The following is a 14,783-nucleotide window of genomic DNA, read 5'->3' as shown; positions in this document are numbered from 1 at the left end:
GAAGAACTCCCCGCCAACTAGCACCACTGACTCAACAGAGCTTGACATCGAGCGCCCTGACCAGAGCCGCGGCGATCCAGGAGCGGGTCTACCGGGACGCGATCGCGCACCCCTCCCCGCGACGGCGACTCGATGAGGCCGCCGCGCTCTGCCGATACTCCCGGTACTACGTGCGCAAGCGGATCCGGAGGCTCCGTGGCACGACGGCGGAGGATGACTTCAACTCGCGGCCGGTCACCGCGATCAACAAGGAAGCCGCGTCATGACGGATCCGAGGGAGCCGATCGTCTGGATCGCCGGTGTCGGTTGGGATGACATGACCGGGACCGACAAACGCATGGTCCTGGAACTCGGACGCCGGGCCGATGTCCTCTGGGTCGACCCGCCGCGGCGTGGTGGCTGGTCGCGGTGGCGCCCCGACCCCCGGACCGGGGAGGAGGTGGCTCCGGGCGTCCGCCGGGTGAGGATTCCCGGTCTACCCGGATTCACCCGGTGGCCGGTCCGCGCGCTGACGCGGATCACCACAGAGACGTCTGTTCGACGCGCGGTCGGCGGGAGCCTCCGAACCCGCGCCGTCGTCGTCGCCAATCCCACGGGCGGGTTCCCGCCCGGGGTGACCGGGAGGCGTGTGCTCTACGTGACCGACGACTGGATTTCCGGGGCGAGCCTCATGGGTCTGTCGCCCCGGTACCTCCGACGGACGCTTTCTCGGACCGCACGGGAGGCCGACCGCATCGCGGCTGTCAGTCCGGGACTGGTCGGACGGATCGAGTCGCTGGGGATGCCGGTGACGACACCCGCGGTCGTGCTCCCCAACGGCGCGCCTCCGGTGTGCACGACCGAACCCGCCCGCCGGGTGCCGGAGGCCGGGGTCGTCGGGACCCTGAACGAACGCCTGGACCTATCGCTCTTGGAGGGAGTGGTGGATGCGGGTATCCGCTTGCACTTGATCGGGCCCCGGTCGGACCGTGATCCGGAGTTCGGACGACGGTTGGATCGGCTCGCCGCGGACGACCTCGTCGAGTGGACGGACCGGATTCCTGCCGATGAGCTGTGCTCGAGGATCGGCGTCCTCGCGGTCGGGCTGGCCCCGTATGCGGACACTGCGTTCAACCGCGCGAGCTTCCCGCTCAAGACCTTCGACTACCTCGCGGCCGGCGTCCCGGTGGTCTCCTCCGATCTTCCGGCGTCCCGGTGGATCGGATCCGAGTGCGTGGAGACGGCAGAGGGCACAGTCGGCTTCGTGTCGGCCGTGCGGTCACGCGTCGAGGCGGTCCGCCGGGGCGAGTCCACGGTCGAGCTCGCTGACCGTTGCCGAGAGTTGGCGCGCAGCCACTCCTGGGCGCGCCGCGCACAGGAGCTGCTCACGTCCATCGACGGCGTCCGCCACCCTGGCGCGTGAGGTCTACTCCCGCAGGGCGATCCGGTAGACGTGATAGGTGGATTCGGTGGGGAAATCGTCGGTCAGCCGACCATCGTCGATCTTCACCGTGCGGTCCTCGTTGACCACCGTGGCGGTGTCGTCCAGGCCACCGGGCAGGGCGAAGGTTCGGGTGCCGGTCCCGCCGTCGGTCATGGCGAAGAGATACGCCTGCCCCTCGTGCACCTTCAGCATCGTTTGGGACTCGTCCGCGGCGTGCCACTGGAGGGACTGGGTGTTCAGGACCGGGGCCAGCTCGAGTATCTGTCGATTGATGAGCGTCATGGCTTCGACCTGGCGGAATCCGCAGAAGGCCTCACCGAGTTCCTGCGCCTGACGCACCGGCTGGGTGCTCTTGCACGGGCCGCCGAGCGACTGCTGGAACCACACGATTCCGCGCGCCTCGTTGATGATCGACGACATAGCCGCGCCGCGGATCTCCTCGGGCTCCATGTAGCGGACGAACGCTCCGTCGTCGTTGGCACCGCTCATCACTTCGACGAAGTTCCAGATGGGCACGAGACGGGAGTCCCGTGCGTCCAGGTCCCGCAGCGCCCCCACGAACCTGCCGTAACTGGACGCGGTGCGGCAGGTCGATTCGGGGATCCGGCCGTCGTAGAGGTGACCCCGGTAGGCGTCCCCCGCGGCGCAGAAGGGCACGGTGTAGAAGTACATGTCGAGGCTGACGACATCGGCGAACGTGTTCACGTAGCGGAGCCGGTCCGCGAGCGGAAGTTCGGGGCCGACCACCATGTTGGTGAAGTTCGCATATGAGAACTGATCGTCGGTCGTCATCGCCTTCCTGCGTTCATCGAGGTGCGCGAAGCCCTCGGCCGGCGTGAAACGCCCGTCGACCTCATCGTCGAGCAGGACCCCGGGCCAGTACCGGGACGTGTCGTCGAAGGTGGGATTCACCCGGCCGCCCACCCAGTACATCCCGGACTGGCGGAGTGCCGCGAAGTCCGTCTTCTCCCACAGTCCGCCGGTGTAGAAGGTGAGGCCGGCGGCCTTGTCGGCCCGGGCGTGATCCGCATCGTCGATCGTGCCGTACCAGAGGCCGATCGGGAAGAAACCCGGATCCGTCCAGTCTCCCGCGTTCGCGAACCTCGACCAGTACTCGGGACCGCCCTCCCACGCGATGCGAGGGAGCGTGTGAACTCCGTTCCCATTCGCGCCCGCACCGCCGAACGACGCGCCGCAACCGCCCGCGACCAGCGCCGTTGTCAGAACGGAGGCCGCTACGAGCTTCCCTCTCCGCGGCACCATTCGTGTTAGGGTACTTTCACCGTCGCGCTCGCGGAAGAGCTTCCACGGGCCAGTTCCTGCAGCCGGCCCACTTCCGACTCACTCACCACGTCAGCGGATTGGGGACAAGACAGAATGGACCTCTTCGATGTGGCGCGGGCCTGCCGCAGACGCTGGTACGTGACCGTCCCCCTGATGGTGCTGACGCTGGCCTTGGCGGGAGCCGCCTACCTCGCCGTGCCCACCGTGTACCGAGCCTCAACCGTTGTCGGTCTCGCGCCCTCTCCCGTCTCGGGCGGGGAGGGGAACGGAATCATCAACAACGGCGGAACGATCATGCTGGCCAACCTCACCGCCGCGGGCCTCTCCTCCCCCACGGTCGCCCGGGAGATCGAGGACTCGACGGGCGCCACCGACTTCGCCGCGGCGGTGGTCGCGGTTCCCGGCGGCCAGATGCCGATGGTGAATCTCGTGGCGTCCGCTCACGACCGGGACACCGCCGAGTCGGCGGTGACGATGTCGCAGCGACTCGCCAAGGACGAGTTGAACCGGATCCAGGCGAATGCGGGCATACCCGAACGGGCTTACGGTGTGATCTACCAGGTCAGCGGCACTCCGGTCATCGACGTGCTCCGGCCGGGTCGAATGAAGCTGGTTGCGGGCATCGTCGGGCTGGGCCTGATCATCAGTGTCCTCGCGGGCGTGTACTGGGATCTGAGACGGACGAGATCACAGCTGCGGGACCAGGGGGAAGGAGACCGCCTCACCGATGCCGATACCCCCGAGCCGCCGTCTCCCGCGGACGCCGACGGCGGAGAAGTGCCCGGCCGTCACCGGGGCTAGAGATGTCGGCCGACCTGCGCGTTTCCGACTGGTGGCGCTCCGAGCGGCTCCGCGCCGACCGGATCCCGCTCCTTGGGGTCCTGTTGTGCCTGATCGTGCCACTGGTCCCCGCGGCCGCAGTGCTGCCGGGACCGCTCCGGGGGCAGGGCAGCCCGGCGCGGCTACTCGCGCTCGCGATGCTGGTGGTGGTGCTCTGGCGGTTCGCGCGACGGAGGGTCGGGCCACTGCGGTCACCCAACCCCGGAGCGGTGCTGATGGTGTGCTTCCTCGTTCTCCAACTGCTCACCTACTTCATGGGAGAATTCTCCCTCGGCGGTGCCGAGGTCGAGGCGAACAAGGACCGCATCGCGATAGCGACCGTCGCCTACGCGTTCATCGCGCTCTACATCATCATGACCGTCACGCACGCGCGGCAGAAGCGCTACCTCGTCGGCGCTCTTCTCCTGGGGCTCACGTGGGCGATGTGTGTCGGCGTCCTGCAGGGCTTCATCGGAGCCGACATCCGCAACCTGTTCGTCCCACCGGGGTTCGTCAACAGCGTTCCGGAGACGGAGATCATCGCGCGCGGCTCGGCGGTCCGGGTGGTGGGCACGTCGTCGCACGCGATCGAGTTCGTGGTGCTGTCCGCGGCGACCATTCCGCTGTCACTCCACATGGCCCGGTTCGCGCTCACCCCACGCCGGCGGAGATGGGCGGCGTTCTCCCTCGCGGTGGCCTGTCTCGCCCTGCCGCTGGCGGTGTCCCGGACCGGCCTCGTCGCCGTGGTGGCGGCATTCGCGGTGTACGCCGTGGGTCAGTCGGTGAGGTTCCTGCTCAACGCGGTGGTGGTCGGAGGGATCGTGGCCGTCACCTACCGCCTCGTCTATCCCGGCCCCGTCGCGTCGTTGATCTCCTCGGTGCTCGACGCCGGTCGGGATGACAGCATCACCACCCGCACCGACGACTACGCGTGGGTCGGCACGATGTTCGCCGAGCATCCCTGGGTGGGGATGGGCCTGGGAGGTAACCCCTACCCGGAGTACCAGATCCTCGACAATCAGTGGTTGCAGGCCGTCATCCAGGGCGGAGTGGTGGGAGTCGTCGCCCTGGCCTTGTTCGTCATCGCCGGGTTCGTAGGCCTCGCCACCGCACTTCGCCGCAGCTCCGGTCCCGGGTCGCGGGATGAGGCCTACGCGCTGGGGGCGTCGTTCGCCGCGGTGACGGTATCCATGGTGACGTTCGATCTCCTCGCGTTCCAGCAGGTGAGCGCGATTCTCTTTGTCCTCTACGGGCTCCTGTGGACCAGGTCCGCGCACGTCGCATCCGACCGACCGAGTCGGTTGCACCGTGGGAAGTTGGTCCACGGGCGGTGAGGAGAAGCGGAGGCCGTGCGGTTCACCTGCTCGACTCGTCGCGCTCCCACCGCTCGGCCGGGTCCAGGCCGAGCCTGAGGCGAGCGAGAGCCGCTATCGACAGGTAGACGAGGGCATCCAGCGCGGAAACGGGACCCCGGACGGTGCGCAGCACCGCCATGGCGGTGGAGGGCGCCCCGCCCTCGTCCGACAGTGCGCGATTGGTGCGGTAGATCCGCTTGAGGGTGTGCGTGAGGTCCGCGACGCCGACCGGCGTGGTGACGATCGCCGGGTCGGTCGGAACCACCCGGCACTCGGCCGGCGAGAACTGCAGATCGAGCCAGAGATCGTCGGCGGCGACATCGGGGAAAGACCCGATCCGGTCGAGGCCGGCGCCGCCCAGGGCGTAGACGCCGGCGCCCCAGAGTGACGCGTTGAGCATCGGTACCCGACTGCGGCACCGGTAGTAGCGCCGGACCAGGAACGTCGACGCGGAGGCGTCGAACACCCGGTCAGGTCGCGCGGCGAGGACGCCGGGCTCACCAAGCTCCCCCACCACGTCGAGGACCGACTTCTCGGTCAGCACGATGTCCGCGTCGAGGAAGAGGCACGGAACACACGACGCCGCCCGGAGCCCCGCATCGAGGGCCGCCGCCTTGTTCCCGTCCGCGAGTTCCAGCACCCTGACGCCGGGGAAGGAGCGCGCGACCCGGGCGGTGGAGTCCGTGCAGCCGTTGGCCACCACCACGACGTCGAGCGCACCCCTCTCGGCGGCGTGGGCCAGCGGATCCAGGGTGCGGGCGAGCACGGTCGCCTCGTTGTGTGCGGGAATGACGACCGAGGCGGCCCGCGGCGGTAGCACGTGCGCGGGACTCCCCTCGGCCTTGGGGAGGGCGTCCCACCGGGCCGGATCCAGCAGCGTGATCCGGGTGTGGCGAGAGCCCGGCCGGCGATACCGCAGCAGCGCGGCCAGCACCAGCACGAGACGCAGGAGGTCCGCGTACGCGGCGCCGTGCCACTTGGCCGCGTAGCGAACCTTGTTCACGGCGAGCAGCGTGTCGAGTTCGTGCGACGTCCCGGAACCGGCACCGTGGTGAACGACCGTCACGTCGGGATCGAACAGGATCTCGTGTCCGAGCTCGCGGATCCGTCGGCAGTAGTCGGTCTCCTCGGAGTACAGGAAGAAGCGCTCGTCCCACGGGCCGACCGCCTCCACCACGTCGCGCCGGGCCAACAGCGCCGCGCCGGTCACCCACTCCGCCGTCCCCGGACGCGAGTAGTCCCGTGGATCGGACACGCGCTCGGTGAATGCCGACGGCCGCCCGAGCAGGTGGTCCCCGAGGAGCGCGTCGCCGAGGGCCCGAAGGAGGGTGGGCTCCCGATGGAGCGACCGGTGCAGGGAGCCGTCCGAGTCCACCATCGCGGGAGCCACGGCGGCGGCGCCGGTCCGACGTGCGGAGTCCACCCACCGCTCGAGCGCGCCGTCCGGCAACCTCAGGTCGGGGTTGATCACCACCTGGTAGCGGTAGGAACCGGGACGGCGGGTGGCGGCGTTGACACCGCCGGCGTACCCGATGTTGCGTTCCTCGACCAGGTCGATGTCGGTGCCACCCGCCCGCACGACGTCACGGGTCCCGTCGGCGGAGCCGTTGTCGACGACGACGACGCGGATCGCGAGAGCGTCCGCGGCCCGCCGCAGATCGCCGAGCAGCAACCCGATGTCCGCCGCGCTGTTGTAGGTGACGATCACCACGCAGACGTCGGCGTGCTGGTCGGCCGCCCGAAACGAGCGGTCAGCCCCCATCCCGCACCTCCTCCAGGCCGGCCGTCTCGGTGTCCGGGTCCACCCGCCGGTAGCGGCGGCCGCATCGACACCCGAGGTCGGCCTCGAGTCGCTCGCCGCACCGGCAGACCCAGCCCCTGAGGCGGGCGGGGTTCCCGACGTAGAACCCGTGCGGCGCGAGGTCGCGGGTGACGACGCTGCCGGCCCCGGTGAAGCTGTACTCCCCCACGGTGTGACCCGCGACCACGACACACCCCGCGCCGAGGGTGGCGCCCCGGCGGACGAGCGTCCGGGTCAGCGCGTCCCCGCTCTTCTTGATCTCGGCGCGGGGCCTGAGGTCGTTGGTGAACACCACGGCCGGCCCCAGGAACACGTCGTCCTCGACCGTCACGCCGTCGAAGAGCAGCACCCGGTTCTTCACCGTCACGCGATCGCCGACCACCACGCCCGACTCGATGAACGCGTGGTCGCAGACGTTGCAGTCGGCGCCGACGGAGGCGCCGGGAAGGATGTGGGCAAAGGCCCAGACGCGGGTCCGCGGACCGATGTCCCGGCTCTCGCACAAGGCGTGGGAATGGGTGAAGAAACCAGGACTGTCCGACATCTGCGCCCCCTGCCGCCGTGGGCGGCCCCCCCGCCCCGGGTCGCCTCAGCCTAGGTCAACAACCGGGCGCGTAGGTCATGCATCCAGGGACGCCTGCCGCAGCACCGTGAGCTGCTGCGGGGCTTCCACGAGGTAGCGGCGCGCGAGCCGTCGTGGTTCGCGGTACAGCCGGTAGAGCCATTCCGCGCCGACGTTCTGCATCCATCCCGGCGCCCGCGCGACCCGTCCCGCCAGGAAGTCCCCCGACGCGCCAAAGGCGAGCAGCACCCGCGCGCCGGACAGCGCGCCCTGGGAGTCGATCCACTGCTCCTGACGCGGCTTGCCCAGCGCCACCACCAGGATGTCCACCTGTGCGGCCGCGATGTCCCTCACGATCGCGTCCGCGCCGGCGGCGTCGTCGAGTTCGGCCCGGATCGGGGTCCAGACCGATCCGGCGTCGAGTCGCGGCCAGCGCCGCGCGAGCACCTCGGCGAGGTCGTCGTGCATGGATGGGGTCCCACCCAGCCATCCGACGCGGGCGCCGGCGGTCTCCGCCAGGCCGAGGATCGCGGGGAGCAGGTCTGCTCCGGTCACCCGGGGCCAGGCCCGCCCCGTGAGGGCCCTGCCCCTCCACGCGACGGGCATCCCGTCGGCGAGCCACAGCCACTCGACCTCATCTGCTCCCGGCCGGGCTCCCGTACCGGCCGGGAAGTGGTGGAGGTGGTCGAGGTTGACCGAGCCTATGGCGAGCGGCGGCGACGTGCCCTGTCCGAGCGAGTCTCCGATGCGTGTGAGGACGTCGGCCTGCGTCGCACGGGTGACGGTGAGTCCGGCGAGTCGCATCCCGGCTGCCATGGGATCAGACCCCCCGATCGCCTGCTGGTGGTCCATTCGGCGAGGGTACGCGGTGCGGCCCGGCTCGTGGGCTCGGTGGACGTCCGGACCCGCTCAGCTCCCGGCGAGCGCGGAGCGGATGGCGTCGACGTCCACCGAGTCGAGGTCGGCCGGGTCCCAGGTGGGGTTGCGGTCCTTGTCGATCACCACGGCCCGGACGCCCTCAACGAAGTCGGGGCGGGCGGTGATCCAGCCGCCCAGCGCGAGCTCGTGGTCCAGGCACTCGCGCAGGTCCCCCGCCTCCGCCCCCGCGCGCAGGAGCTCGATGGTCGCGACGATCGACGTCGGGCAGTGCGAGCGCAGCATCTCCAGCGTCGCGGTGGCCCACTCGTCCTGCCCGGACTCGAGCGCGGCGATCATCTCCTGCACGGTGTCGCGGGAGAAGACGTCCTCGATGCGCTCGATGTGGCGCTCGACGGCGGACTCCCCGGCCGCGGAGCGATCGAGGCCGAAACGCGAGAGGGCGGCCTCCAGCCCCTCCGAGCCGATGGCGGCGACAAAAGCGTCGCGCTCGTCGTCGTCGACGAGGTGGGTGGCCAGACCGGTGTAGAGGGCGTCGGCGGAGTTCATCCGCACACCCGTCGTGCCGAGGTAGATCCCCACGGCCAGGCCGCGCGCGCCGCCGCCGCAGAGGCGGGGCAGGAAGTGGCTGGCGCCGACGTCGGGGATGAAGCCGATGGCCGTCTCCGGCATGGCCATCATCCCCTTCCGGGTGACCACGCGGTGCGAGCCGTTGATCGAGATGCCGAGCCCGCCGCCCATCGCCACCCCGTGGATCACCGCGACCGTCGGCACGCCGTGCGTGTGGTACGCGAGGTCCATCGCGTACTCCTCAGAGAAGAACTCGCGGTTGACCTGGTGCTCCCCGGCGGCCGCGGCGTCGCGCAGCGCGCGGATGTCGCCGCCCGCGCAGAACGCCTTCTCCGAGGTGCTGGTCGTGACCACGGCCTCGATGCCCGCGTCCCCGGCGGCCGCGTCGAGCGCGGAGTGCAGGGCCCGGCACATGTCCAGGTCGAGGGAGTTGAGGGCCTTGGGGCGGTCCAGGACGATGTGCTGCATCCGGCCTTCGCGGCGGGTGATGACGAATTCGCTCATGGCCCCAGTGTGTCAGGCGGCGCGCGGACCGTCGCCGGGATACTAGGAATTCCTACCTCACGCCGCCCCCGGCCGCCGGGCCGGACCCGGTCACCCGTCGAGCAGGTTCGAGGCCACGTCGGGCACGTAACGGAACTCCTCGCGCGGCGGCCGCTCGTAGTTGGCGCTCGCGGGCCGCTCGGGGATCTCGAACGACGGCGGATCGAGCTTCTCCCACGGGACGGTCGAGAGCAGGTGGGAGATCACGTTGATCCGCGAGCGCTTCTTGTCCTCCGACTCGACCGTGTACCAGGGGGCCTCGGGGATATCGGTGTGGACGAACATCTCGTCCTTGGCCCGACTGTAGGCCTCCCAGCGGTTGATGGACTCCAGGTCCATCGGCGAGAGCTTCCACCGGCGCATGGGGTCGGAGTGACGGTCCCGGAAGCGACGCTCCTGCTCCTCGTCCGAGACGGAGAACCAGTACTTGCGCAGCATGATCCCGTCCTCCACCAGCAGCCGCTCGAAGATGGGCGCCTGGTGGAGGAAGCGGCGGTACTCGTCGGTGGTGCAGAAGCCCATCACGCGCTCCACCCCCGCCCGGTTGTACCAGGAGCGGTCGAAGATCACGATCTCCCCGGCCGCCGGCAGGTGCTCGATGTAGCGCTGGAAGTACCACTGCGTCTTGTGCACCGCGGTCGGCGCGGGCAACGCGACGACGCGGGCGTGCCGGGGGTTGAGGTACTGGGTGATGCGCTTGATCGCGGAGCCCTTACCGGCGGCGTCACGCCCCTCGAACACCACCACGAGACGGTTGCCGCTCTCCTTGAGCCAGGCCTGCATCTCCACGAGCTCGGCCTGCATTCGCTCGAGCTCGTTCTCGTAGGCCTTCTTGGGCAGCTTCTCCAGGCCGCTGGGGAGCTGCCCGTTCTTCTTGGACCCGTTCTTGCCACCGCTCCCCGGAGAGGCGTCGTCGCCGTTCGTCGAGGGGGACTTCTTGACGTCCTTCTTGCTGCCCATGGCCACCGATCCTACGGCCCCGCCGCGGCCGACCGACCACATGCCCGCAACTTGACACCCCGAGGGGGGACTGTCTACTTTCACGTGACACCCGTCACACCTGCCGGCAGAGAGGGACGCATGCCGCACATCTCCCGCCGGGGCTTCCTCGGCTCCGTCGCCGCCGCCGGGATCGCCGCCCTCGCCGCCGATGCCTCCGCGGCCGCGCGGCCCGCCGACCCCGCCGGCCCGGGGTCCGCCGCCCCCGGTCGCATCCCCCACGAGGTGCAGGACCACCGGTGCATCGTGGTGGGCAGCGGATTCGGCGGCGGCGTCGCATCGCTCCGGCTCGCGACCGCGGGCGTCCCCGTCGTCGTCCTCGAACGTGGCCGCCGGTGGCCCACCGGCCCGGACGCCCGCACCTTCCCCAGTGCCTCGGCCCCGGACGAGCGCGCGCTGTGGTTCCGCTCCGCACCCGAGATCTTCGGCCGCCGCGTCGACCTCCCCCGCTACACCGGACTGCTCGACGCCTCCGTGGGGGAGAACATGACCTCCGTGTGCGCCACCGGCGTCGGCGGCGGCTCCCTCATCTACCAGGGCATGGCGCTCCAACCCACCGAGGAGCTGTTCCGCACCTGGTTCCCCGGCGCGATCGACTGGCGCGAGATGGACCGCGAGTACTACCCGCGCGTGTCCCGGGTGCTGCGCCTGGCCGAGGCCCCCGACGAGCTGATCGAATCGCGCCCGTACGCCGCCTCCCGCGTGTTCGCCGACCGCGTCCGCGCCGCCGGCCTGCCCCTGCGCAAGATCCCCATGCCCATCGACTGGGACTACGCCCTGGCCGAGCTGCGCGGCGAGATGCGACCGTCCTACACCAACGGCGACGGCTCGTTCGGCGTCAACAACGGCGGCAAGCACTCCGTCGACGTCACCTACCTCGCCCAGGCAGAGGCCACCGGCCTCGTCGAGGTCCGCCCCCTGCACGACGTGCGCGCGATGCGCCGCTCGCCGGACGGCCGGTGGGAGCTGGACGTGGAGGAACTCGACACCGCAGGCAACGTGGTCCGGACCCTCACGATGCGCGCCCCGGCGCTCATGCTGGCGGCCGGGTCGGTGGGCACCGCCACCCTGCTCACCCGCGCCGCCGCCACCGGCGCCGTGTCCGATCTGCCCGAGTCCGTCGGCGACGGCTGGGGTACCAACGCCGACCGCATCTACGCCTGGACCGACCCCACCGCCGACTTCGGCGCCGTCCAGGGCGGGCCGGTGGTCTACGGCAGCCTCAACTGGTCCGACCCCACCACCGCGCACACCGTCATCCAGGCCTCGACGCCGCCGTTCGGCCCGGACCTGCACACCACCATGCTGGTCGGTTACGGCGTCAGCGCCGACCGCGGCCGGATCGTCTACGACCCCGCCCAGGACCGGGGCGTCATCCGCTGGCCCGCCGCCGGCGACTCCGGCATACGGCGCCACATCGAGCGGACCGCGCGCACGATCGTCGGACCGAGCAGCCACCTCACCGACACCAACGCCTTCGTCAACTCCACCTGGCACCCGCTGGGCGGCGCGCCGATGGGGCGGGTCTGTGACATCGACGGGCGCGTCCTCGGACAACGCGGGCTGTACGTGGTGGACGGCGCCCTCATCCCGGGGACCACCGCCGCCTGCAACCCGTCACTCACCATCGCGGCGATCGCCGAGCGCGCGCTCGACCGGATCGTCCGACACGACGTGGGCGGCGTCATCTAGCGCCGGAGTCGGGGCGGTCCACGGCCCGACGGTGGCGGTCCGGCTGCGGCCGGGCCCACCCGGCGGGATACTGGCGGCTGTGAGGTCCCGAGACGCCATCCTGGAAGCAACCCGCCACGTGATCGGGGAGACCGGCTTCCACGGCGTCACCATCGCGGGCGTGGCGAAGCGCGCCGGGGTGAGCCGCCAGACGGTGTACTCGATCTTCGGGTCCCGCGAGGACCTCGTCTCGCAGACGGTGACCGACCGGCTGACCACGCTCTCCGGGGCCTTCACGGACCTCCTCGAGTCCGTCGGGTCCCCGCTCGAGTTGCTCGTGGAGATCGTGGTCCAGGCCCGCCGCCGCATCCTGGGCGACCCCCTGCTGCGGGTGCTCACGCTCTCCGGGACCGCGAACCCGATCTTCGACCCGGGTGCCGCCGAGCGCGCGCGAGCCTATTGCGTAGCCCTGCTCGCCCCCGCGGCCCGGCGGTTCCCCGAACTGGCCGGCCGCATCGAGTTCGTGGCGGACATCGGGGTGCACGTGGGCTGGTCGGTCCTGTGCCTGGACGACCCCGACTCGCGATCCGACGCCGAACTGCGCGACTTCCTCACGGAGTGGCTGGCGCCGGTCGTCGGCACACCGTCGTGAGGCCGATCCTGGTCCTGTGGGACCTCGACCTCACCCTGCTCGATCCTGCCGGCTTCGGCGCCCGGATGATCACCCCCACGCTTGCCGCCTTCCTGGGACGTGACCCCGTCATGGGGGCGTCGTTCGCCGGCCGGACCGACCGCGCGATCCTCACCGATCTGCTCGCGCGCAACGTCACGGAACCGCTCGACGAGGTGGTCCTCTCCCTCATGGATGCCGTCGCCGAGCGCTGCGACGCCCTCGGCAGTGACCTCCTCGCCGCCGGCGGAGGCCCCATGCCCGGCGCCCACGACGCGGTCGCCGCCTTAGCCGACGACCCGCTGCTGCACCAGGGGATCGTCACGGGCAACATGCGGCGCACCGCCCTGCTCAAGCTGCGGCTCTGCGGGTTCGACAGCCTGCCCGACCCCTCCCTCGGGGCGTTCGGGGATCACCACATGGACCGCGCCGACCTCGTCCGCGACGCCGTCGCCGCCGCCCGCAGAGCAGGCCTCGACGTCTCGGCGTCCACCGCCGTCGTGATAGGCGACCACGTGCACGACGTCCGCGGTGCCCTCGACGCCGGGGCCCCCTGCGTCGCCATCGCCACCGGCCACGTCTCCGCCGAGCAACTCCTCGCGGCCGGCGCCCACGCCGTCCTGCCCGACCTCACGAACCCGGACGCCCTCCGCGCCGCCATCCACGCCGCCATCCCCACCCCCCACACCCCCCACCGCTGATCCGCCCGCACCGCCCCGCTGATCCGCCCCCACTCCCCCGCTGATCCGCGCCCACTCCCCCGCCGATCCGCCCCCACTCCCCCGCTGATCCGCGACTTGGTTGCAACGGCGACGACTCTGGTCGCAGCCAGATCGCCCGGCGGGCCGTGCGGCCGCCCTCAGTGCTACCAATCGCCGCCGACACGCTCCGGTGACGGGCTCGGCAGGCTCCCGACGCGGGCTCCCTACGCAGGCTCTGCCCGCAGGCAACGCAGGCTCCCAAGCATGTCTCGGACCGCCTCACGGCGCCGACTGCCCGCGACGCAATGCGGCCTGGATCTGACGGATCACCGTCGCGTGGTTCCGCAGCATCTGGGCGGTCACCCTCACCACCTGCCAACCCAGTTCCGCCAACTCGGCGTTCACCCGGGCGTCGTGCTCCCAGGTGGATCGTCGACGGTGCACCTCGCCGTCGTAGAAGATCGCGACCCGCTGCTCCGGATACCCGAAGTCCGCGACGGTGATCTTCACCCCGTACTCGTTGTAGATGATCAATTGCGGGATCGGGACCGGCAACTCCGCTCCGCCGAGGATGAGCCTCAGCCTGGTCTCCCTGGGGGAGTCCGCGCGATGGTCGGCGTCGCGAAGCAGCCCCCGAACCCGTCGCAACCCGTGCAGCCCGCCGAGGGAGGACGCCAGTGATCTCACCTCGGACACGTCCGTCTGCGTCCTGTTGCAGAGCGCGTCGATCTTGGCGATCGCCCGCTCGTCGTCGTCCTCCCACCGTGCCACGTCGACCGCCGTGCGCGCGACGGAGGTGACCGTGATCCCCTCGCAGACGTGGAGCTGCGCGCCGGGGAGCGCACTCCGCAGTCGTCTCGCGCGCACTCCGCGCGGCGCGTGTGTCGGCCCGAGCGTGTAGATGTCCACTTCCCGTCGGACCGACTCCGGGGAGTACCAGCGTTCGCCGTGCAGGCGCGCGGCCGCCAACCCGGCCACGACCGATCCCGACGGCGCCCACAGCGCGGCCGCTGACACGAGGGTGGTCGGGTCTATGGGTCCGGACGCCCGGCAGTACACGTCCGGGAAGATCCTCCGGTGCGCGGAACGCAGGGAATGGGTGGTGACGCGGCCTGCCGCCAGCGCCTCGCTGCCGATGAATGGTCTCGCGGGTTGATTCGAGGTCACGTGTCGATCATGGGGCGCGACGCGACGCGCATTCGGGCCCCGGGCCGCGGTTGTGGAGGGAGTCGACGACCATCCACAGGCGCTCGGCCGAAGCTGGTAGCACTCAGTGCGGCCGCACGCCCGATCGAGCCACCTGCCCGCGACCAATGCGTCCGTGGCTGCTACCAATCGGCGGCGGGGCGGGCGGGGGGGGGGGGGGGGGCGGGGCCCGGGGGGGGGCGCCCCCGGCGGCCGGCGTGGGGCGCCTCCGGGGGGGGGGGGGCGGTCCCGCGGGGTCCCCGGCGGGGGGGCAGCGCGGCGCCCCCCGCCTCGACAGGTGCGAAGAGCCGCGCAGGCATACGG

14 protein-coding genes are annotated in these 14,783 nt (G+C 71.0%); 7 read left to right on the top strand and 7 right to left on the bottom strand.

Translation table 11 applies throughout. The features are described 5' to 3' along the window. Nucleotides 1-266: hypothetical protein (locus Q0444_RS04760; RefSeq protein WP_299021784.1), on the top strand; the 266-nt coding region annotated here is incomplete at its 5' end. Then, entirely contained in the window at nucleotides 263-1,402 is a 1,140-nt protein-coding gene (locus Q0444_RS04755; RefSeq protein ID WP_299021782.1) for a glycosyltransferase, read from the top strand. The genes Q0444_RS04760 and Q0444_RS04755, both read left to right, overlap by 4 nt. A 3-nt stretch (nucleotides 1,403-1,405) precedes the next feature. On the opposite strand, the gene Q0444_RS04750 is transcribed toward Q0444_RS04755, so the two are convergent. Continuing rightward, the gene (locus Q0444_RS04750) at nucleotides 1,406-2,686 is read right to left on the bottom strand and encodes a hypothetical protein (protein ID WP_299021779.1); all 1,281 of its coding nucleotides are present in this window, start codon (nucleotides 2,684-2,686) and stop codon (nucleotides 1,406-1,408) included. 114 nt (nucleotides 2,687-2,800) lie between these two features. Here Q0444_RS04750 and Q0444_RS04745 point away from each other — a divergent pair, with 114 nt between their 5' ends. Together Q0444_RS04745 and Q0444_RS04740 are read left to right on the top strand one after the other, a co-directional pair. Further along, nucleotides 2,801-3,508 (top strand): hypothetical protein, encoded by a 708-nt coding sequence (locus tag Q0444_RS04745; RefSeq protein WP_291079815.1) that lies wholly within the window; start codon nucleotides 2,801-2,803, stop codon nucleotides 3,506-3,508. Nucleotides 3,509-3,510: 2 nt separating this feature from the next. Further along, the gene (locus Q0444_RS04740; RefSeq protein WP_291079816.1) at nucleotides 3,511-4,860 is read left to right on the top strand and encodes an O-antigen ligase family protein; all 1,350 of its coding nucleotides are present in this window, start codon (nucleotides 3,511-3,513) and stop codon (nucleotides 4,858-4,860) included. Between the two features lie 22 nt (nucleotides 4,861-4,882). Here the strand turns inward: Q0444_RS04740 and Q0444_RS04735 are convergent, their stop codons facing one another. From Q0444_RS04735 to ppk2, 5 genes are all read right to left on the bottom strand, one after another. Further along, the gene (locus tag Q0444_RS04735; RefSeq protein WP_291079818.1) at nucleotides 4,883-6,643 is read right to left on the bottom strand and encodes a glycosyltransferase; all 1,761 of its coding nucleotides are present in this window, start codon (nucleotides 6,641-6,643) and stop codon (nucleotides 4,883-4,885) included. Beyond that, nucleotides 6,633-7,226 (bottom strand): acyltransferase, encoded by a 594-nt coding sequence (locus tag Q0444_RS04730; RefSeq protein WP_291079820.1) that lies wholly within the window; start codon nucleotides 7,224-7,226, stop codon nucleotides 6,633-6,635. The genes Q0444_RS04735 and Q0444_RS04730 overlap by 11 nt, the downstream gene beginning before the upstream one ends. A 75-nt stretch (nucleotides 7,227-7,301) precedes the next feature. Continuing rightward, on the bottom strand, nucleotides 7,302-8,096 hold the full coding sequence (locus Q0444_RS04725; RefSeq protein WP_299021771.1) for a WecB/TagA/CpsF family glycosyltransferase: 795 nt from the start codon (nucleotides 8,094-8,096) through the stop codon (nucleotides 7,302-7,304). Nucleotides 8,097-8,153: 57 nt separating this feature from the next. Next, nucleotides 8,154-9,194 carry an enoyl-CoA hydratase/isomerase family protein gene (locus Q0444_RS04720; RefSeq protein WP_299021768.1) on the bottom strand — a complete coding sequence of 347 codons (1,041 nt, stop codon included), beginning with the start codon at nucleotides 9,192-9,194 and terminating at the stop codon, nucleotides 8,154-8,156. A gap of 90 nt (nucleotides 9,195-9,284) precedes the next feature. Beyond that, on the bottom strand, nucleotides 9,285-10,193 hold the full coding sequence (ppk2, locus tag Q0444_RS04715; protein ID WP_291079469.1) for a polyphosphate kinase 2: 909 nt from the start codon (nucleotides 10,191-10,193) through the stop codon (nucleotides 9,285-9,287). A 120-nt stretch (nucleotides 10,194-10,313) separates the two neighbouring features. On the opposite strand from ppk2, the gene Q0444_RS04710 reads away from it, so the two are divergent. From Q0444_RS04710 to Q0444_RS04700, 3 genes are all read left to right on the top strand, one after another. Continuing rightward, complete coding sequence (locus tag Q0444_RS04710) at nucleotides 10,314-11,924, top strand: GMC oxidoreductase (RefSeq protein WP_291079470.1); 1,611 nt, start codon at nucleotides 10,314-10,316, stop codon at nucleotides 11,922-11,924. A gap of 79 nt (nucleotides 11,925-12,003) precedes the next feature. Further along, nucleotides 12,004-12,555 carry a TetR/AcrR family transcriptional regulator gene (locus Q0444_RS04705; protein ID WP_291079471.1) on the top strand — a complete coding sequence of 184 codons (552 nt, stop codon included), beginning with the start codon at nucleotides 12,004-12,006 and terminating at the stop codon, nucleotides 12,553-12,555. Then, nucleotides 12,552-13,274 carry an HAD family hydrolase gene (locus tag Q0444_RS04700; RefSeq protein ID WP_291079472.1) on the top strand — a complete coding sequence of 241 codons (723 nt, stop codon included), beginning with the start codon at nucleotides 12,552-12,554 and terminating at the stop codon, nucleotides 13,272-13,274. Before Q0444_RS04705 ends, Q0444_RS04700 begins: the two co-directional genes overlap by 4 nt. Before the next feature lie 279 nt (nucleotides 13,275-13,553). On the opposite strand, the gene Q0444_RS04695 is transcribed toward Q0444_RS04700, so the two are convergent. Continuing rightward, nucleotides 13,554-14,441: a DUF559 domain-containing protein gene (locus Q0444_RS04695; RefSeq protein WP_291079473.1), complete on the bottom strand. Its 888-nt coding sequence runs from the start codon at nucleotides 14,439-14,441 to the stop codon at nucleotides 13,554-13,556. Nucleotides 14,442-14,783: the final 342 nt, after the last annotated feature.

Origin of the sequence: uncultured Dietzia sp. (assembly GCF_937873725.1) — a bacterium.
In the GTDB taxonomy this organism is placed as follows: Bacteria; Actinomycetota; Actinomycetes; order Mycobacteriales; family Mycobacteriaceae; genus Dietzia.
The sequence above is the reverse complement of the archived record's forward strand: the minus strand, read 5'-3'. Positions and strand labels throughout refer to the sequence as shown.

Bases quoted from the DNA above. Each gene is read 5' to 3' on its own strand.
- Q0444_RS04735 (WP_291079818.1), bottom strand. From the start codon at position 6,643: ATGGGGGCTGACCGCTCGTTTCGGGCGGCCGACCAGCACGCCGACGTC.
- Q0444_RS04725 (WP_299021771.1), bottom strand. From the start codon at position 8,096: ATGGACCACCAGCAGGCGATCGGGGGGTCTGATCCCATGGCAGCCGGG.
- Q0444_RS04745 (WP_291079815.1), top strand. From the start codon at position 2,801: ATGGACCTCTTCGATGTGGCGCGGGCCTGCCGCAGACGCTGGTACGTG.
- Q0444_RS04720 (WP_299021768.1), bottom strand. From the start codon at position 9,194: ATGAGCGAATTCGTCATCACCCGCCGCGAAGGCCGGATGCAGCACATC.
- Q0444_RS04710 (WP_291079470.1), top strand. From the start codon at position 10,314: ATGCCGCACATCTCCCGCCGGGGCTTCCTCGGCTCCGTCGCCGCCGCC.
- Q0444_RS04730 (WP_291079820.1), bottom strand. From the start codon at position 7,226: ATGTCGGACAGTCCTGGTTTCTTCACCCATTCCCACGCCTTGTGCGAG.
- Q0444_RS04750 (WP_299021779.1), bottom strand. From the start codon at position 2,686: ATGGTGCCGCGGAGAGGGAAGCTCGTAGCGGCCTCCGTTCTGACAACG.
- Q0444_RS04740 (WP_291079816.1), top strand. From the start codon at position 3,511: ATGTCGGCCGACCTGCGCGTTTCCGACTGGTGGCGCTCCGAGCGGCTC.
- ppk2 (WP_291079469.1), bottom strand. From the start codon at position 10,193: ATGGGCAGCAAGAAGGACGTCAAGAAGTCCCCCTCGACGAACGGCGAC.
- Q0444_RS04755 (WP_299021782.1), top strand. From the start codon at position 263: ATGACGGATCCGAGGGAGCCGATCGTCTGGATCGCCGGTGTCGGTTGG.